This is a genomic window from Cognatiyoonia sediminum, assembly GCF_900129845.1.
Lineage (GTDB): Bacteria > Pseudomonadota > Alphaproteobacteria > Rhodobacterales > Rhodobacteraceae > Cognatiyoonia > Cognatiyoonia sediminum.
The window spans coordinates 120394-135480 of sequence record NZ_FQXB01000002.1; the positions used below are offsets into that span (position 1 = coordinate 120394).

A 15087-nucleotide genomic window follows, 5' to 3' on the forward strand; every position below is an offset into this window, starting at 1 on the left:
GTGAGAGGTTGGCGCGGGCAAGTGCCTCGCCAACCTGGTCAGGACCGGAAGGTAGCAGCCACAACGAGCCCCACTTGGGTCGATGTCCAACCTCTCACCTCATCAACCCGCGCGTTTTGCGCCCCACCAGACGACGGAGGAATGTTCATGGGCATTGTAACGCTGCTCCCAGTCGTGGTGCGCTGAGCTTCATTTGCCACCTCGATTGGAAATTGAGCGTCAAGATGCGTCTTGGCACCAATCTTTCTATTCTCTGAGGGCAAAATATTGACACCCACCTATTCACTCTCCGACCTCGGTTGGTCAGCTTTTTTCCTGTCGCAACTTGATCTGGACGAGTTGGTGACGACAACACCGGCACGCGTCAGTAGCGTCCACCGCGACCGAATTTCTGTTCTGACAGAAGCAGGGCCAACTGACCTCGTTACAGAAACTGGCGTATCGACCGGCGATATCGCTGTTGGCGACTGGGTTCTCTCACACCCAACCGAACACCGCGTCGTTCGGCAATTGGACCGCAAAAGCACGTTGCAACGCGGGTCAGAACATCACGTGCGGGAACGACAGCTGATCGCCGCGAACCTCGACACGCTTTTCATCACTACGTCCTGCAATGCAGATTTCAACGTCGCGCGATTGGAACGCTACCTCGCTTTGGCGCATGATGCCGACGTCACACCCGTCATTTTGATCACCAAAGCTGATCAGGTGGACGATCCCTCCACTTACGTCGATGAGGCCCAAAAACTCGGCCGTAGCCTCGAAGTGATTGCCATGAACGCAAAACAGACCGAAAGCGCTGAGTTGCTCACTCCATGGTCCGGCAAAGGGCAAACAGTGGCCTTGGTCGGATCGTCTGGCGTTGGAAAAACAACGCTGACAAACGCCCTTACGGGCGGCAAAGCAGCAACCCAAGGTATTCGCGAGGACGACGCGCGCGGGCGGCACACCACCACCGGACGCAGTCTACACGCCCTGCCTTCTGGCGGCTGGCTCATCGACACGCCGGGAATGCGCGGGCTTGGGGTCGCTGACGTCAGCTACGGCATTGATGCGACGTTTCCCGAAATCTCGGAACTCGCCGGCCAATGCAAATTCCGCGACTGCAAACATGAAGGCGAACCCGGTTGTGCTGTTATGGCAGCAATCGAGCGCGGAGAAATCGATCCTGACCGCCTGCGCCGTTACCAAAAGTTGAAACGCGAAGATTACTACGCCTCCGAAACCGTGGCAGAGGCACATATTCGCCAACGCAAATTCGGCAAAATGGTCAAATCCGCGATGAAAAAGAAAGCGCGCTAAGTACTGCACTCAGACGCCCAAGCAAATTGGGCGTCTGTCTCAACCGCACAAGACCGCGCCTTGCGCAACCGCGCCAATGCTTGGCTTGGCTCTTCTCCCAAAGCAACCATCATCCGTAAAATCGCCATCCCGGATCGGCCGCATCCGCCATAGCAATGCGCCAACACGCGGCCCCCGTCGTCTAGTACATCCAAAGCCTGCGCTTCGACCTCGGGCCATATCAGCATGGTGTTTGCGGTCGGGGTGCCAAAATCAGTAATCGGCACATGCCGCCACGCCACATCAGCCGCCTGCAAATCCTTCTCCAGTGCATCAGCGCCAACGCGTTCCATTTCCGGCAGACCCGTCATCGAAATCACCAAATCTGGTGCCCATCTCAAAAGAACCGACACATCGCGCTCATAGGCCCCAGAACGCCCAGGGATCGGCGCGATTGCCCCGACACCCTGCCCTATAGGCACCTCAAAGATGGAATAATCCGACATGGCCCTGCCCTATCTCAACACCCGCGTAACTTCCACCCTTCCCCATGGACGTTGCAGCCTACACCCCGTAACCTGCCAAAGTTGATCCGAATCCAGTTAAGGCCCCGTATGTCCGACCAACCCGCCTATCAAGTTCTCGCCCGCAAATACCGGCCAGAAACATTCGCGGATTTGGTGGGCCAAGACGCCATGGTCCGCACCCTGAAAAACGCGTTCGACGCGGATCGCATAGCGCAAGCCTTCATCATGACTGGCATCCGCGGCACCGGCAAAACCACCACCGCCCGCATCATCGCCAAGGGCATGAACTGCATCGGGCCAGACGGCAACGGTGGACCAACAACGGAGCCTTGCGGCGTCTGCGAACACTGTACAGCGATCATGGAAGGCCGCCATGTCGACGTGATGGAAATGGACGCGGCGTCCCGAACCGGCGTCGGAGATATTCGCGAGATTATCGACAGCGTACACTACCGAGCGGCCTCTGCCCGCTACAAGATCTACATCATCGACGAAGTACACATGCTCTCCAAGAACGCGTTCAACGCGCTGTTGAAGACGCTGGAGGAGCCGCCCGAGCACGTCAAATTCATCTTTGCCACGACTGAAATCCGGCAAGTGCCGGTTACAGTTCTGTCCCGCTGTCAGCGGTTCGATCTGCGCCGAATCGAACCAGAGATAATGATTGCGCTGCTGCGCAAGATCGCCACTGCTGAGAGTGCAGAAATCAGCGATGACGCCCTCGCCCTGATCACCCGCGCTGCCGAAGGGTCTGCCCGCGACGCCACATCGCTTCTCGATCAGGCGATCAGCCATGGTGCTGGCGAAACAACCGCCGATCAGGTTCGCGCTATGCTCGGCCTAGCAGATCGTGGGCGTGTGCTCGACCTTTTTGATATGATCTTGCGCGGTGAAGCGGCGGCCGCCCTGACCGAACTTTCCGCGCAATACGCGGACGGCGCAGACCCTATGGCGATCCTCCGTGATCTTGCCGAAGTCGCCCATTGGGTCAGCGTCATCAAAATCACCCCGGACGCCGCCGAAGACCCAACCGTTAGCCCCGATGAACGCACCCGCGGTCAAGCCATGGCCAGCTCATTACCGATGCGCGTGATGTCACGCATGTGGCAAATGCTTCTGAAAGCTCTGGAAGAGGTCGCCATGGCCCCCAATTCCATGATGGCCGCCGAAATGGCCATCATCCGGCTGACTCATGTGGCAGACCTACCGACGCCCGATGAATTGGTCAAAAAGCTACAAGACAGCACGCCACCTCCAACGGGCGGACCAGGCGGCGGTCTCCGCCACACGCCAACCGCGCCCACGGATCAGGCCACTTCAACAACACCGGCCCCGACCCATTCGGCACCCTCTGGCCCATCTGCCAGCGCTGCGAACGCGCCGGAACTTGCGCAAGACGCGCTTGCGCATTACGCGCTGTTTGAAGACGTGGTTGAGCTGATCCGCACCCACCGTGACGTCAAACTCCTTGTCGAAGTCGAAACCGGCTTGCGCCTCGTCAGCTATCAACCCGGCCGCATCGAATTTACGCCCTCCGACGCGGCTCCCAACGATCTCGCGCAACGCCTCGGCTCCCGCCTTCAAGCTTGGACGGGCAATCGCTGGGTGGTCACGGTCACCGCCGACGGAACCACAGCAACCATCGCAGAAACACGCGACGCCAAAGATTTGGAAGTGCGGAAAGAGGCAGAAACCCACCCAATGGTGCAGGCCGTTGTTGCCGCATTCCCGAAAGCCAAAATCACAGAAATCCGCACCCAAGCCGAAGCCGAACAAGACGCCATGGCTGATGCACTGCCGGAAGTTGACGAGGAATGGGACCCATTCGACGACGCCTGATCCTTGCCTTCTTGACGCTGATCCCATCCCAAGCCTTCGCGCAAGCCTGCGAAGTACTACGCCCAGGATGGGACGGAGAACCAGTCACCGCCCTCGGCGAAGCCATCGCGCTGTTCTCGACGCCACCGTCGCTCCTCCTGCTGATCGCCACGGCGTTTGTGGTCAGACTAAAAAGCATGTGGGGCGGTCTCGCCGTTGTGGTTGGCTGGGCGGCTTGGATTTCCATCTTGGACTCGCCGGCGGTCTTTCCAGACAATGCCGCGGCGGCAATCGAAGGCTGCATCGGGCCAGACACCTTGTTCATTGCGCTCGCGATTGCGATATGTGCTTTAATTGTGATTTTTACGTCCCCCCGACGCGCGGCGGACAAGAACGGAGAAAACTAAATGCTCAAAGGTCTCGGCGGACTTGGCGATATGGCCAAAATGATGAAACAAGCCCAAGAAATGCAGGGCAAAATGGAACAGATGCAGGAAGACCTGAATGACATCATGGTCACAGGCGAAAGCGGTGCTGGCCTTGTCAAAGCCACTGCAACGGCCAAAGGTGAACTCAAAGGCCTCGACATCGATCCATCCATTTTCAACGGGGACGACAAAGAAGTCGTAGAGGACCTGATCCTAGCCGCCATTAAAGATGCACAGTCCAAAGCACAAGAGCGCACGCAAGAAGAAATGGCCAAAATGGCAGAGGGCCTCGGCTTACCACCCGGCATGAAACTCCCTTTCTAAGGCACTCATGCGTCTATTGAGATCAAATACCTTCGCCGAAGGCATGGGTCTTTCGCCAGAAAGGCCCAAATCCTGATGGCTCAAGGTACCGAAGATCTCGAAAATTTGATTGCGCTGATGGCCAAGCTACCTGGCCTCGGCCCACGGTCCGCGCGTCGCGCAGTGCTGCATCTGATCAAGAAACGTAGCCTGCAGCTGATCCCTTTGGCAGAAGCGATGCACCGCGTCGGCGCCACGGCGCGGGAATGCCTCAGCTGCGGAAACATCGGAACGATCGACATCTGCGATATTTGCGCCAACGAAAAACGCCAAAACGGCCAAATCTGCGTTGTCGAAGACGTTGCTGATCTATGGGCGATGGAGCGCGCCAACGTCTTCAAGGGCCGGTATCACGTCTTAGGCGGCACGCTCTCTGCACTCGACGCCATAGGCCCCGAAGAACTGCGCATTCCCAAACTGATCGATCGCTGCCAATCGGAAGGCGTCACCGAAGTGATCTTGGCGCTTGGTGCAACCATCGATGGTCAAACCACAGCCCATTACATCGCTGACCAATTGCCCGGGATCACCGTAACATCATTGGCGCAGGGTGTGCCTGTCGGCGGCGAACTTGACTACCTTGATGATGGGACAATCACCGCCGCGCTCACGGCGCGCAAGTCGCTCTAAAAGGCACATGGCGGCAGCGTCGCCGCCACCGCCCGTTGCGCCAAATCTCTAAGGTGTAAAACGTTGCGCACTCACGTTCCCCCCACCACTCATTAACGAACCAAAACATGGCACTCGATACTGGTCCAAACACTTGGACAGGGCCAATATATCGCCCCTCTTTGTACTTTATGTGAAAACGCAGTGTTTCCGTATGGTGGATTTCCCGACCTTGAGGTTTTCATCGTGCCAAAATCAAAAAAACCCGCCAAACAAGTTGGCGGGTCTTGAAAATCTGGTGTGACCTAGGATCAATCTTCGTCGCTGTCGCTGCTTTCTGGAAGATTGAAGAAGCTGTCCGCATCCGCGACATCCACATTGGATTCTTCTTCCTCTGCGTCAGCATCTTCCTCGCGCGGATCACCCAAGCTGAAGGTTTCCAAGCCAGCGATGGCCGAAGGAATCTTGGGCTCCGCATCCATGGTAAGGCTCTGCTCAGTGGACACCAACTTACGGCGTTCATCATCGGACATCACCGTGCCCTCTTTCGCCTTCTTCGCGTTGGCCTTCTGAACCGCAAGGTCCAATTCAGACTGTTTACACAGGCCCAAAGCCACAGGATCAATCGGCTCGAGGTTGTTGATGTTCCAATGCGTCCGCTCACGGATTGATTGGATCGTAGGTTTTGTTGTGCCAACCAGTTTGGAAATCTGACCATCGGACAATTCAGGGTGGAATTTCACCAACCAGTAGATCGACGCCGGACGATCCTGACGCTTAGAAAGCGGTGTATAACGCGGCCCACGGCGTTTCTCTTCGCCCGCACTGGCTGGGTTATAAAGCAACTTCAGCTTATGCAGCGGGTCCTTCTCTGCTTTTTCGATCTCTTCCTGCGTCAGCTGTTTGTTCGCAATTGGATCAAACCCTTTGACGCCAACAGCCACGTCACCATCGGCAATGCCCTGAACCTCAAGTTCATGAAACCCGCAGAAATCGGCGATCTGCTTGAACGTGATTGTGGTATTGTCGCACAGCCAAACAGCAGTTGCTTTGGCCATAATCGGTGTATTTGACATCTCTTAACTCCTATCAGGTGCGAACAGACTTTCCCTGCGCCCTTGAAGGGGCTGACCGCTGGGGCCGGGTTCGCATTGTCGGGGAACTTGAGGCGTATATAGTGACATCAGCCTCGTTAGGAAAGGTCCAAAATGCGCCGCCTTTTATCTGCGCTCTTGTGCGCCGCTTTGCCTGCGCAAGCCCAAGATACCGCAGGAGAATTTGACTACTACGTCCTGTCTCTCTCTTGGTCACCATCATGGTGTGCCTTGGAGGGAGATGCGCGGCAATCGCCCCAATGCGACCCATCCGAAGACTTTGGCTGGATTCTCCACGGTCTCTGGCCACAATATGAAGAAGGCTGGCCCGCCAATTGCCGGACAGCTTTCCGCGCCCCATCACGCCGTCAAACCGGTGAAATGGCAGATATTATGGGCACCTCCGGCCTCGCTTGGCATCAATGGAACAAACATGGCACATGCTCAGGTCTGGACAGCGCCGCCTACTACGCGCTGTCCCGTCTCGCATACGAAAACATCACACGGCCACCAGTCCTCCGACGGCTGAGCCGCACCGTCACTCTTCCCGCAAGCGTGATCGAAGAGGCGTTCATCGAAGCAAACCCTGACCTAGAACCCGACCAAATCACCGTGACGTGTCGGCAGGGCTATATCCAAGAGGCGCGCATCTGCTTGACCCGTGACCTAGAATTTCGAGATTGTAACCCTGATGTCAGGCGCGACTGCACCATGTCCAACGCCCAGTTCGACCCCATTCGATAGGATGAACTAGCCGAAGAAAGCCCGGCGTAACAAATTCAGCCCCATCAGTAAGAACATCCAAAGCAGCGCTGTGCGGAACGTTTCCGCACTCATCCGCCGCCTCATCGCTTCCCCAATGGTAAAACCGAGCACCGCGGGGATCACCATCACCGCCGACACCTGCGCGGTCTCCCCGCGAAACAATCCCGCCTGCCAAAAGCCAACCATCAAAGGCAGCCCGCCAACAAACAAAAACAAACCCGCGGCTTTGACAAATTCATCCCGCTCCACCCTCCGTGCCAAAAGATAGGTCACTAAGGGCGGCCCCCAGATGCTTGTGAGGCCACCAAGGATACCCGCTGTTGTTCCGGCTACGATTTGCCCAAGACGATCAAATCGCTCCGGCAATTCGGGTGTGGATTTGACGAGACTCGTAATCGCAAACACCGCGATCACAAATCCAATGACGCCCAACAAAACATCCGGCGATGTCTGCACCACGAAAAATGTCGTGATCCAGAGTGACCCCGCAAGGGCCGCCATCAATCGCCAATAGGTTTTGACGGTGTCCAAGCCCACGCGTTCGCGCAGCGCCTGCCAAAGGTTGGTCGTCAGCAGCGGAAACACCACCAAAGCGATCGCCAAATGCGGCGGGAAAAACTGCGACATCAGCCCAACCGCAACGGTCGGCAAACCGATCCCAAGCGTCCCTTTAATGACTCCAGCCGTCAGGAAAATCACAGCGAACAGCGGCAATGACGCCCAAAGGTCAAACGAAGCAAACATCTGCGCGCCTTAATTTGCCGCCTGATCAGCGATAAGTTTCGTCATCCCCAGGAAACGCACGCGCACGCACGTCATCCGCATAACGCTCAACCGCGCTTTCGATCGCCGGTCCAAGATCGGAATAGACCCGCACGAATTTCGGCGTCCATTCGTTCAGGCCCAACATATCCTCCAACACAAGGATTTGTCCGTCGCAATCCACCGATGCACCGATCCCAATTGTCGGAATAGCGATCTCTTTCGTGATCTTGGCCGCCAATGGCTCGACCATACCTTCAAGCACAACCGCAAAAGCACCGGCTTCGGTCACTGCATGCGCGTCCGCAATATGTTCGGCCCAAGTATCCTCATCCCGGCCTTGGGTCTTGAACCCGCCCATCACGTGGCTCGATTGAGGGGTGAGCCCGATATGCGCCATCACTGGAATCCCGCGCTCCACGAGAAACCGAATGGTCTCGGCCATCCGTGCACCGCCTTCGAGCTTCACCGCACCGCAGGATGTTTCTTTCATGATCCGCGCGGCATTGCGGAACGCCATGTTCGGGCTTTCCTCGTAGGTGCCAAAGGGCATGTCCACCACGATCAATGCCTTCTGCGTCCCTCGCACAACGGCCTTGCCATGCATGATCATCAAATCAAGCGGAACACCCACGGTGCTTTCCATCCCGTGCATCACCATCCCAAGGCTGTCGCCCACCAGAATGAAATCGGCATGTTTATCGACGATGGCCGCGGTATGCGCATGATAGGACGTGAGCGAGACAATCGGCTCCCCGGCTTTGCGCGCCCGAATTTGAGGAACCGTTGTGCGTCTTACGACTTCGACCTGTTTGCTCATCGTGTCACTTCCCGCTGATCAATCAAAAGAACATCCCCAAACTGGGCTGAGATCATCATACCAAGGGTTCCTCGGAAATCACCAGTGGCAGGTTCAAACGTTGCGGCATCCACGATGTCGATCGCTTTGAGGACCGCCAAAGGCTCACCCGCGACACGTGCTTTGATCATGGACACGATCGCTTCAACAGCAGCGCCGTCAAGCAACGCTGCTTCCGCCTCTACCAAAGCTTGGTTCAGCACCGGCGCCGCCGCGCGATGCTCCGACGTCAACCGCTTGTTCCGCGACGACAGGGCCACGCCATCCGCATCCCGCGCGGTCGCAACATCGCGCACATCTACGGCCATCCGCAAATCCCGCACCATACGTCGGATAACAGCTAACTGCTGATAGTCTTTCTGCCCAAAATAAACCCGATCGGGCTGCACGATGTTCAGCAACTTACTCACGACCGTTGCAACACCCCGAAAATGCCCAGGACGCACTAGCCCATGAAACACATTGGCCAACTGCGTCGTCTCAACAATCGTTTCATCCCCTTCGGGATACATCTCCGCCACATCGGGCATGAACACTGCGGCAACACCCGCCGCGCGTAACGCCGCCAAATCCGCCTCATCGTCGCGCGGATAGGTTTCCAAGTCTTTCGGATCACCAAACTGAGTGGGGTTTACAAAAATCGAGGTTACAACTGACGCATTCTCCGCCATGGCTTGGGCAACCAAATTCATATGCCCGGCGTGCAGAGCCCCCATTGTCGGAACCAAACCAACATCGCCGCGTTCGCGCAATTGCGCCACTGTCGAACGCGTGGCTTCAACTGTCCGACATATCTCCATCTCAATACTCATCCCATTTCGGACACCAAGATCCGTCAACCAACCTCATCTTACGATCTAAGGCATCAATTTGAGCAATCTGATCCTTAGAGAGCTCCACATTTTGCGCCTCAAAATTCTCTTGTATGCGTTCCCGCGCGCCAGCCGAAGGAATGACCCAATACCCTTTCGCTAAAAGATACGCCAAACCGACTTGGCTTGCGGTCGCACCGCACTCTTCCGCAATCGCCTGCAGAACCGGATCGGTCACCACTGCGCCTCGCGCCAATGGGCTAAAGGCCGTCAGACCAATCCCCATCTGACGGCTGTGTTCGACAATCGGAGTATTCGCAACGAAAGGGTGCAGCTCGACCTGATTGGTCAACAACCGGCGCTCCCCCAACAGCTCTACCGCCCGGTCCAGATAGCGAATTGTAAAATTCGAAACGCCAATGTTTCGAGTGAGACCAGCGTCGTAGACTTGAGCGAATTGAGCCATGTAATCTTCGATATCGTACTCATCGTTGATCGATGGGTAATGCAAAAGCAAAAGATCAACCGGGCCCACCCCTAGCTTTTCCAGAGAGGCCTCGACATGAGGCCGTACCTGACCGGGACCGAAACTCTCAGGCGCGACTTTTGTCGTCACCCAAAGCTCATTTCTCTCCAATCCAGATACTGAAATCGCCCGTCCAACGTCGGCTTCATTCTCATACCCTTCGGCACAATCAAGATGTCGATAGCCAATTTCTAATGCGTCGAGCGCACATTGATACGCTGTCCCATCGGGCCGATTCCAAGTTCCAAACCCAATGTGCGGGGCAGATGTCATTCTATCCATATTCCAATCCCGACTATGAAATTGATTTTCCGAGGTCCAAGCCCTGCAAAATTTCGACTGAGTCCATCGCCCGCTTACCGGCACGCTGCGCCCGCGTAATCTCTACCGCGCCGTCGCCACATGCAATGGTAAAGCCGCCCAGAACCTGACCCGGATCACCTTGCCCATGCACCACCCGGCATCCCAAAAACTTCACACGCTCCTCACCCACCATGCACCACGCGCCCGGAAAGGGAGACAACCCTCGGATCAACCGATCCACTTCAGGCGCCGTTCGTGACCAATCCACCCGCGCCTCCGATTTATCAATCTTAGCCGCATATGTGACACCGTCTTCCGGCTGAACTGCTGGTTCCAACTTGTCCAATCGACCTAGCGCCTCAACAATCGCTACAGCTCCAAGCTCCGACAAACGATCATGCAACTGCCCCGTTGTCTCCTCGCTTTCAATCGCCACTTCGCGCTGCAGCAAGACCGGACCCGTATCCAATCCGGCTTCCATCTGCATGATGCAAACGCCCGTCTTTTGATCCCCCGCCATGATCGCGCGATGGATCGGCGCCGCCCCCCGCCAACGCGGCAACAGCGATGCGTGTATATTCAAACATCCGTGCTTGGGCGCATCCAATATCACCTGTGGCAACAACAAACCGTAAGCCACAACCACGGCAACATCCGCTTTGTGAGACTGGAACACCTCCAAAGCCTCACCGCTCTTCAACGAAACAGGCGTGAACACCGGCAAACCAAGCTCCAATGCTCGAGCATGAACCGGCCCCGGACGCTCCTTTTTCCCGCGCCCAGCTGGCCGAGGCGGCTGAGAATACACAGCGACCACCTCATGCCCAGCATCGACCAAAGCATTCAAAACCGGCACTGAAAACACAGGCGAACCCATGAAGATGACACGCATCGCGTTTTTCCTCTTGCCAAAAATACCTCCGCCGGAGGCATCCCTACTTTTGTTTCTGCGCCTTCTTCAGCAACATCTCGCGACGAGTCCGACTGAGACGATCAAAAAACATCTTACCTTCAAGATGATCAATCTGATGCTGAACAGACGTAGACCAAAGCCCGTCGAATTCTTTGCGATCCCAAACGCCGTCTTCATTCAAAAACCGAACGGAGACCTTGGCAGGCCGCTTCAACGTTGCATGAACCCCCGGCAAGTTCGGGCTGGCTTCTGCATGTGCCCTGAGTTCGGGTCTCGTTGTCAAAATCTCTGGGTTCGCCAATCGGATAGCCTGACCCCGCTCAACGCTGGCATCCACAACCGCCAACCGCAGCGGAACACCCAATTGAACGGCCGCCAGCCCATACCCGGGCATTGCATCCATTACTTCGATCATCTCATCCCAGATGGCGCGTATCTCCTCCGTAATCTCGCCCACGGTTTCCGCCGGTGTGCGCAAAACCTTGTTCGGCCAAGGGACGATATTCCGCATTAAGCCTGCCCCTCATAGTCCGTGCACAAAACACCGTTGAGGTGATCCAACTTGTGCTGAATGCAGGTCGCGGCGAAACCGCCAAACTGGTCTTCCCGCGCGTCTCCCTCAAGGGTCTGCCACCGCACAGTCACCTGAGCTGGCCGCTGCACAAAAGTGGTCTGGCCCGGGATCGAAAGACACCCCTCTTCATACGTCGATGTCTCTTCCGACTGGGACAGAATTTCGGGATTTACGAACACCATAGGCGTCGTCTCACCCTCTTTCCACGTACAGTCCATGACAAAGATACGGTCTGTCACCCCAATCTGAGGCGCAGCCAAGCCTCGCCCTTTTGCCTCATACATCGTTGCCAACATATCGGTGGTCAAATCACTCAGTCGCTGATTGAAACTCTCAACCGGCGTGCAGATCTCTCGCAGCACCGGATTTGGAACCGTCACGACCGCACGCGCACCCATCAGCCGCGCGCCCGTTCTCGCTTTAGTTTTTGCATCTTGCGCGTGATCATTTGCCGCTTGAGCGGTTTCAGATAATCAATAAATAGCTTCCCATTCAGGTGGTCGATCTCATGCTGCACGCAAGTCGCCCAAAGCCCGTCAAACGCCTCTTGATGGGTTTCGCCATCCAAGCCCAACCACTCCACTTTTACCTCTGCGGGCCGTTCAACCTCGGCGTACTGGTCAGGGATCGAAAGACAGCCCTCTTCATAGGTGCCCCGTTCTTCGCTTTCCCAAATCACCTTAGGATTCAAAAGCACCATCGGACGCGGCGCTTCGCCCTCATCCTTGACGCAGTCCATCACAAGCATCTGCTTCATGACCGCGACCTGAGGGGCGGCCAACCCAATGCCAGGCGCGTCATACATCGTTTCCAACATATCATTCGCCAGGGCACGAATGTCATCCGTGACCTCAGCCACAGGCTCAGTCACCTTTTTCAAACGCGGATCAGGGTGGATCAATATGGGTCTTATGCTCATGCGGCTGATCTAAACGCTGGCCCATGGCTCCGCAAGGCAATTGCCCCTTGCGTCCGCCGCAGAAGCCCGTAACCCTGCCAAAAAACCCCGAGTGAGACGACCATGACGAATTTCGACACCCCAATCGACCGCCGCGGCACCCATTGCGTGAAATGGGACAGTATGGAGGGGCTTTATGGCGTCTCCCCCGACGATGGCATCGCGATGTGGGTGGCGGATATGGATTTCGTAGCGCCAGATTGCATCCAAAGAGCCATTCAGGACATGAAAGACCACGGCGTCTATGGCTATTTTGGTGACGAAAGCACCTATCGATCTGCGATCCAATGGTGGATGGCTGAACGGCACGGTTGGCAGATTGATCCCTCTTGGATTTTCACCACCCACGGCTTGGTCAACGGCACGGCCATGTGTGTCGACGCCTATACCAATGAAGGCGACGGCATTGTCCTCTTTACCCCAGTTTATCACGCCTTCGCCCGTGTGATCAGCGCTGCCAATCGTAAGGTCGTCGAATGCGAACTCGTGAACGCGGACGGTCGCTATGAATTTGATTTCGATGCCTATGACGCGCAAATGACGGGCAATGAACGAATGGTCATTCTTTGCTCACCCCACAACCCGGGCGGACGGGTTTGGACCAAAACAGAACTTCAGGCTGTCGCGGCCTTTGCCAAGCGGCATGAACTGATTTTGGTGTCTGATGAGATTCACCATGACCTGACGATGCCCGGCCATACCCACATCCCGATGTCGCATATCGACGGTATCACGGACCGGCTAGTGATGATGACGGCGACAACAAAGACCTTCAACATCGCAGGCAGCCACTCTGGCAATGTGATCATCGAAGATCCTGACCTACGCGCACGCTTTGCCGCGCGGATGGCGGCGCTGGGCCTATCCCCCAACAGTTTCGGTCTTTTCATGGCAACAGCGGCTTACACACCTGAAGGCGCCGCATGGGTCGATGACCTTACGACCTACCTCGATGGCAACCGCAAGATTTTCGACGCAGGCATCAACGCGATTCCGGGCTTGGCCTCGATGGAACTTGAAAGCACCTATCTCTCTTGGGTCGATTTTGAGAGCACCGGCATGGAGCGGTCAGAGTTCACCAACCGCGTCCAATCCAGCGCAAAACTGGCCGTCAACCACGGCCCAACCTTCGGCAAAGGCGGCGAGTCCTTCCTTAGATTCAACATCGCAACCCAACGCGCAAATGTCATCAAAGCGGTCGAGCGCATGCAAGCTGCCTTTAGCGATCTGCAGTAAAGTCTAAGCGCTGGCTTTTGTCAGCAACCCCGCAGGCACAGCATCCGGACGCACAAAGTCAGCTGCCGGATGGACTGACACAGGGTTCAGCCATTTGAAGTCAAAGATATACTCTTCGCCTTCAAGCCGCGAATTGATGATCAGGCATTGATAGAGGTGCCGAGCGCCATCATAGATCTCAACCCGACCGCGCAACTTATCGCCATGCTCTACATCCAAGGACAGCCCTGTGTCCCAAAACCGACGGACGCGATAGACATCATCGCCATCGTGCACGCACAACCTGTCATTCCGCTTCAGGGATGCCTTTCGGGCGGCTTTCAAACCTTCCCGCACTTCAATTGGTAAAAAATCATTCATTACATTTCGTCTCCCCGCGCCAATAGGCTAGTCCGAGAAGGTAAAAATCAAGTGATAAATACCGCTGCACTGCAGCGTAAACCGCTGAAACCCCTATGAAATAACGGCCGCCTTCGGTCGCAGAACATGAGGCTTAGCTGCGTCATAAAGCGCGGAATCAGGAAAACCATGCGAATCGGCCAAAGCTGGGCCCACCATGATCAACGCAGTTCTTGTGATTTTGGCTGCGCGCACCTTTTCCCGCACGGTCGACAATGTGCCTCGGATCAACATCTGATCTGGCCAACCCACACGGTAGACAACAACGCAGGGGCAATCCTCGCCATAGAGTGGGATCAGTTGACGCTCAATCTCTCGCAGCGCTCTCACGCCAAGATGGATCGCCAACGTCGCGCCTGTTCGCGCGAAATTCTCGAGCGTCTCGCCCTCAGGCATCCCCGTGGATTTCATCGACATGCGAGTCAGAATGATCGACTGCGCCACCTCCGGCACGGTCAGTTCTGTCCCCAGCGCCGCCGCCGCTGCGGCATAGGCCGGAACACCTGGGATAATCTGGTAGTCGATCCCATCCGCCTTCAGCCGACGGATTTGCTCTGCAATCGCGCCATAAAGCGACGGATCACCCGAATGCACGCGCGCCACATCCTGACACGCTTGATGCGCCGCCAAAATCTCCGCATGGGTCTCATCTAAATGCATCGGCGCGGTGTCCATCACTTTGGCCCCTTCTGGCGCACAGGCAACAACTTCAGCAGGCACCAATGACCCCGCATAAAGGCACACTGGGCATTCCGAAATGATCCGTCGCGCCTTCAGCGTCAGCAATTCAGGATCACCCGGTCCTGCACCAATAAAATAAACTGTCATAGCATATCCCTCACGGGATGGTGGGCGGGGCG

19 protein-coding genes and 1 other RNA gene are annotated in these 15087 nt (G+C 56.3%); 8 read left to right on the plus strand and 12 right to left on the minus strand.

Annotated elements, in window-relative coordinates; translation table 11 throughout:
* Position 1 precedes the first annotated feature (1 nt).
* Together ffs and rsgA are read left to right on the plus strand one after the other, a co-directional pair.
* Positions 2–100, plus strand: an RNA gene (ffs, locus tag BUA85_RS08805) — signal recognition particle sRNA small type.
* Between the two features lie 167 nt (positions 101–267).
* Positions 268–1302, plus strand: coding sequence for a ribosome small subunit-dependent GTPase A (rsgA, locus tag BUA85_RS08810; RefSeq protein WP_072900875.1), 1035 nt, complete (start codon positions 268–270; stop codon positions 1300–1302).
* Here the strand turns inward: rsgA and BUA85_RS08815 are convergent.
* Positions 1299–1787: a protein-tyrosine phosphatase family protein gene (locus tag BUA85_RS08815; protein ID WP_072900583.1), complete on the minus strand. Its 489-nt coding sequence runs from the start codon at positions 1785–1787 to the stop codon at positions 1299–1301. The genes rsgA and BUA85_RS08815 overlap by 4 nt on opposite strands.
* Before the next feature lie 108 nt (positions 1788–1895).
* Between BUA85_RS08815 and BUA85_RS08820 the strand changes: the two genes are divergently transcribed.
* The 4 genes from BUA85_RS08820 (at position 1896) to recR (ending at position 5047) form a co-directional block, all read left to right on the plus strand.
* Positions 1896–3647 carry a DNA polymerase III subunit gamma/tau gene (locus BUA85_RS08820; protein ID WP_072900584.1) on the plus strand — a complete coding sequence of 584 codons (1752 nt, stop codon included), beginning with the start codon at positions 1896–1898 and terminating at the stop codon, positions 3645–3647.
* The gene (locus tag BUA85_RS08825; protein WP_072900585.1) at positions 3623–4033 is read left to right on the plus strand and encodes a hypothetical protein; all 411 of its coding nucleotides are present in this window, start codon (positions 3623–3625) and stop codon (positions 4031–4033) included. The genes BUA85_RS08820 and BUA85_RS08825 overlap by 25 nt, the downstream gene beginning before the upstream one ends.
* A complete protein-coding gene (locus BUA85_RS08830) occupies positions 4034–4378 on the plus strand; it encodes a YbaB/EbfC family nucleoid-associated protein (protein WP_072900586.1) in 345 nt (114 codons plus the stop codon).
* A gap of 75 nt (positions 4379–4453) precedes the next feature.
* Positions 4454–5047 (plus strand): recombination mediator RecR, encoded by a 594-nt coding sequence (gene recR, locus BUA85_RS08835; RefSeq protein WP_072900587.1) that lies wholly within the window; start codon positions 4454–4456, stop codon positions 5045–5047.
* Between the two features lie 290 nt (positions 5048–5337).
* Here the strand turns inward: recR and BUA85_RS08840 are convergent, their stop codons facing one another.
* Positions 5338–6102: a DUF1013 domain-containing protein gene (locus tag BUA85_RS08840; protein ID WP_072900588.1), complete on the minus strand. Its 765-nt coding sequence runs from the start codon at positions 6100–6102 to the stop codon at positions 5338–5340.
* Positions 6103–6234: 132 nt separating this feature from the next.
* Here BUA85_RS08840 and BUA85_RS08845 point away from each other — a divergent pair, with 132 nt between their 5' ends.
* Complete coding sequence (locus BUA85_RS08845; protein WP_072900589.1) at positions 6235–6864, plus strand: ribonuclease T2 family protein; 630 nt, start codon at positions 6235–6237, stop codon at positions 6862–6864.
* A 6-nt stretch (positions 6865–6870) separates the two neighbouring features.
* Here BUA85_RS08845 and BUA85_RS08850 read toward each other — a convergent pair whose 3' ends face one another.
* The 8 genes from BUA85_RS08850 to def (BUA85_RS08885) are packed head-to-tail and all read right to left on the minus strand — an operon-like array spanning position 6871 to position 12553.
* Positions 6871–7629: a sulfite exporter TauE/SafE family protein gene (locus tag BUA85_RS08850; RefSeq protein WP_072900590.1), complete on the minus strand. Its 759-nt coding sequence runs from the start codon at positions 7627–7629 to the stop codon at positions 6871–6873.
* Positions 7630–7654: 25 nt separating this feature from the next.
* Positions 7655–8467, minus strand: a complete 813-nt coding sequence (gene panB / locus BUA85_RS08855; RefSeq protein WP_072900591.1) for a 3-methyl-2-oxobutanoate hydroxymethyltransferase — start codon at positions 8465–8467, stop codon at positions 7655–7657.
* Positions 8464–9318: a pantoate--beta-alanine ligase gene (gene panC / locus BUA85_RS08860; RefSeq protein ID WP_242649032.1), complete on the minus strand. Its 855-nt coding sequence runs from the start codon at positions 9316–9318 to the stop codon at positions 8464–8466. The genes panB and panC overlap by 4 nt, the downstream gene beginning before the upstream one ends.
* Positions 9308–10126, minus strand: coding sequence for an aldo/keto reductase (locus BUA85_RS08865; RefSeq protein WP_072900593.1), 819 nt, complete (start codon positions 10124–10126; stop codon positions 9308–9310). The genes panC and BUA85_RS08865 overlap by 11 nt, the downstream gene beginning before the upstream one ends.
* Positions 10127–10139: 13 nt before the next feature.
* Positions 10140–11039 (minus strand): methionyl-tRNA formyltransferase, encoded by a 900-nt coding sequence (fmt, locus tag BUA85_RS08870; protein ID WP_072900594.1) that lies wholly within the window; start codon positions 11037–11039, stop codon positions 10140–10142.
* Between the two features lie 43 nt (positions 11040–11082).
* On the minus strand, positions 11083–11571 hold the full coding sequence (def, locus tag BUA85_RS08875) for a peptide deformylase (protein ID WP_072900595.1): 489 nt from the start codon (positions 11569–11571) through the stop codon (positions 11083–11085).
* Entirely contained in the window at positions 11571–12032 is a 462-nt protein-coding gene (def, locus tag BUA85_RS08880) for a peptide deformylase (protein ID WP_072900596.1), read from the minus strand. Before def (BUA85_RS08880) ends, def (BUA85_RS08875) begins: the two co-directional genes overlap by 1 nt.
* Positions 12032–12553, minus strand: coding sequence for a peptide deformylase (gene def / locus BUA85_RS08885; protein ID WP_072900597.1), 522 nt, complete (start codon positions 12551–12553; stop codon positions 12032–12034). Before def (BUA85_RS08885) ends, def (BUA85_RS08880) begins: the two co-directional genes overlap by 1 nt.
* A 102-nt stretch (positions 12554–12655) precedes the next feature.
* Here def (BUA85_RS08885) and BUA85_RS08890 point away from each other — a divergent pair, with 102 nt between their 5' ends.
* The gene (locus tag BUA85_RS08890; RefSeq protein ID WP_072900598.1) at positions 12656–13828 is read left to right on the plus strand and encodes a MalY/PatB family protein; all 1173 of its coding nucleotides are present in this window, start codon (positions 12656–12658) and stop codon (positions 13826–13828) included.
* Between the two features lie 3 nt (positions 13829–13831).
* Here BUA85_RS08890 and BUA85_RS08895 read toward each other — a convergent pair whose 3' ends face one another.
* The gene (locus BUA85_RS08895) at positions 13832–14188 is read right to left on the minus strand and encodes a hypothetical protein (RefSeq protein ID WP_072900599.1); all 357 of its coding nucleotides are present in this window, start codon (positions 14186–14188) and stop codon (positions 13832–13834) included.
* A gap of 93 nt (positions 14189–14281) precedes the next feature.
* A complete protein-coding gene (gene cobM, locus BUA85_RS08900; RefSeq protein WP_072900876.1) occupies positions 14282–15055 on the minus strand; it encodes a precorrin-4 C(11)-methyltransferase in 774 nt (257 codons plus the stop codon).
* Positions 15056–15087: the final 32 nt, after the last annotated feature.

Coding starts and splice junctions, on each gene's coding strand:
- panB (WP_072900591.1), bottom strand. CDS start 8,467: ATGAGCAAACAGGTCGAAGTCGTAAGACGCACAACGGTTCCTCAAATT.
- BUA85_RS08845 (WP_072900589.1), top strand. CDS start 6,235: ATGCGCCGCCTTTTATCTGCGCTCTTGTGCGCCGCTTTGCCTGCGCAA.
- BUA85_RS08815 (WP_072900583.1), bottom strand. CDS start 1,787: ATGTCGGATTATTCCATCTTTGAGGTGCCTATAGGGCAGGGTGTCGGG.
- def (WP_072900595.1), bottom strand. CDS start 11,571: ATGCGGAATATCGTCCCTTGGCCGAACAAGGTTTTGCGCACACCGGCG.
- recR (WP_072900587.1), top strand. CDS start 4,454: ATGGCTCAAGGTACCGAAGATCTCGAAAATTTGATTGCGCTGATGGCC.
- BUA85_RS08895 (WP_072900599.1), bottom strand. CDS start 14,188: ATGAATGATTTTTTACCAATTGAAGTGCGGGAAGGTTTGAAAGCCGCC.
- def (WP_072900596.1), bottom strand. CDS start 12,032: ATGGGTGCGCGTGCGGTCGTGACGGTTCCAAATCCGGTGCTGCGAGAG.
- BUA85_RS08840 (WP_072900588.1), bottom strand. CDS start 6,102: ATGTCAAATACACCGATTATGGCCAAAGCAACTGCTGTTTGGCTGTGC.
- BUA85_RS08830 (WP_072900586.1), top strand. CDS start 4,034: ATGCTCAAAGGTCTCGGCGGACTTGGCGATATGGCCAAAATGATGAAA.
- cobM (WP_072900876.1), bottom strand. CDS start 15,055: ATGACAGTTTATTTTATTGGTGCAGGACCGGGTGATCCTGAATTGCTG.
- BUA85_RS08890 (WP_072900598.1), top strand. CDS start 12,656: ATGACGAATTTCGACACCCCAATCGACCGCCGCGGCACCCATTGCGTG.
- panC (WP_242649032.1), bottom strand. CDS start 9,318: ATGAGTATTGAGATGGAGATATGTCGGACAGTTGAAGCCACGCGTTCG.
- BUA85_RS08820 (WP_072900584.1), top strand. CDS start 1,896: ATGTCCGACCAACCCGCCTATCAAGTTCTCGCCCGCAAATACCGGCCA.
- BUA85_RS08825 (WP_072900585.1), top strand. CDS start 3,623: ATGGGACCCATTCGACGACGCCTGATCCTTGCCTTCTTGACGCTGATC.
- BUA85_RS08850 (WP_072900590.1), bottom strand. CDS start 7,629: ATGTTTGCTTCGTTTGACCTTTGGGCGTCATTGCCGCTGTTCGCTGTG.
- BUA85_RS08865 (WP_072900593.1), bottom strand. CDS start 10,126: ATGGATAGAATGACATCTGCCCCGCACATTGGGTTTGGAACTTGGAAT.
- def (WP_072900597.1), bottom strand. CDS start 12,553: ATGAGCATAAGACCCATATTGATCCACCCTGATCCGCGTTTGAAAAAG.
- fmt (WP_072900594.1), bottom strand. CDS start 11,039: ATGCGTGTCATCTTCATGGGTTCGCCTGTGTTTTCAGTGCCGGTTTTG.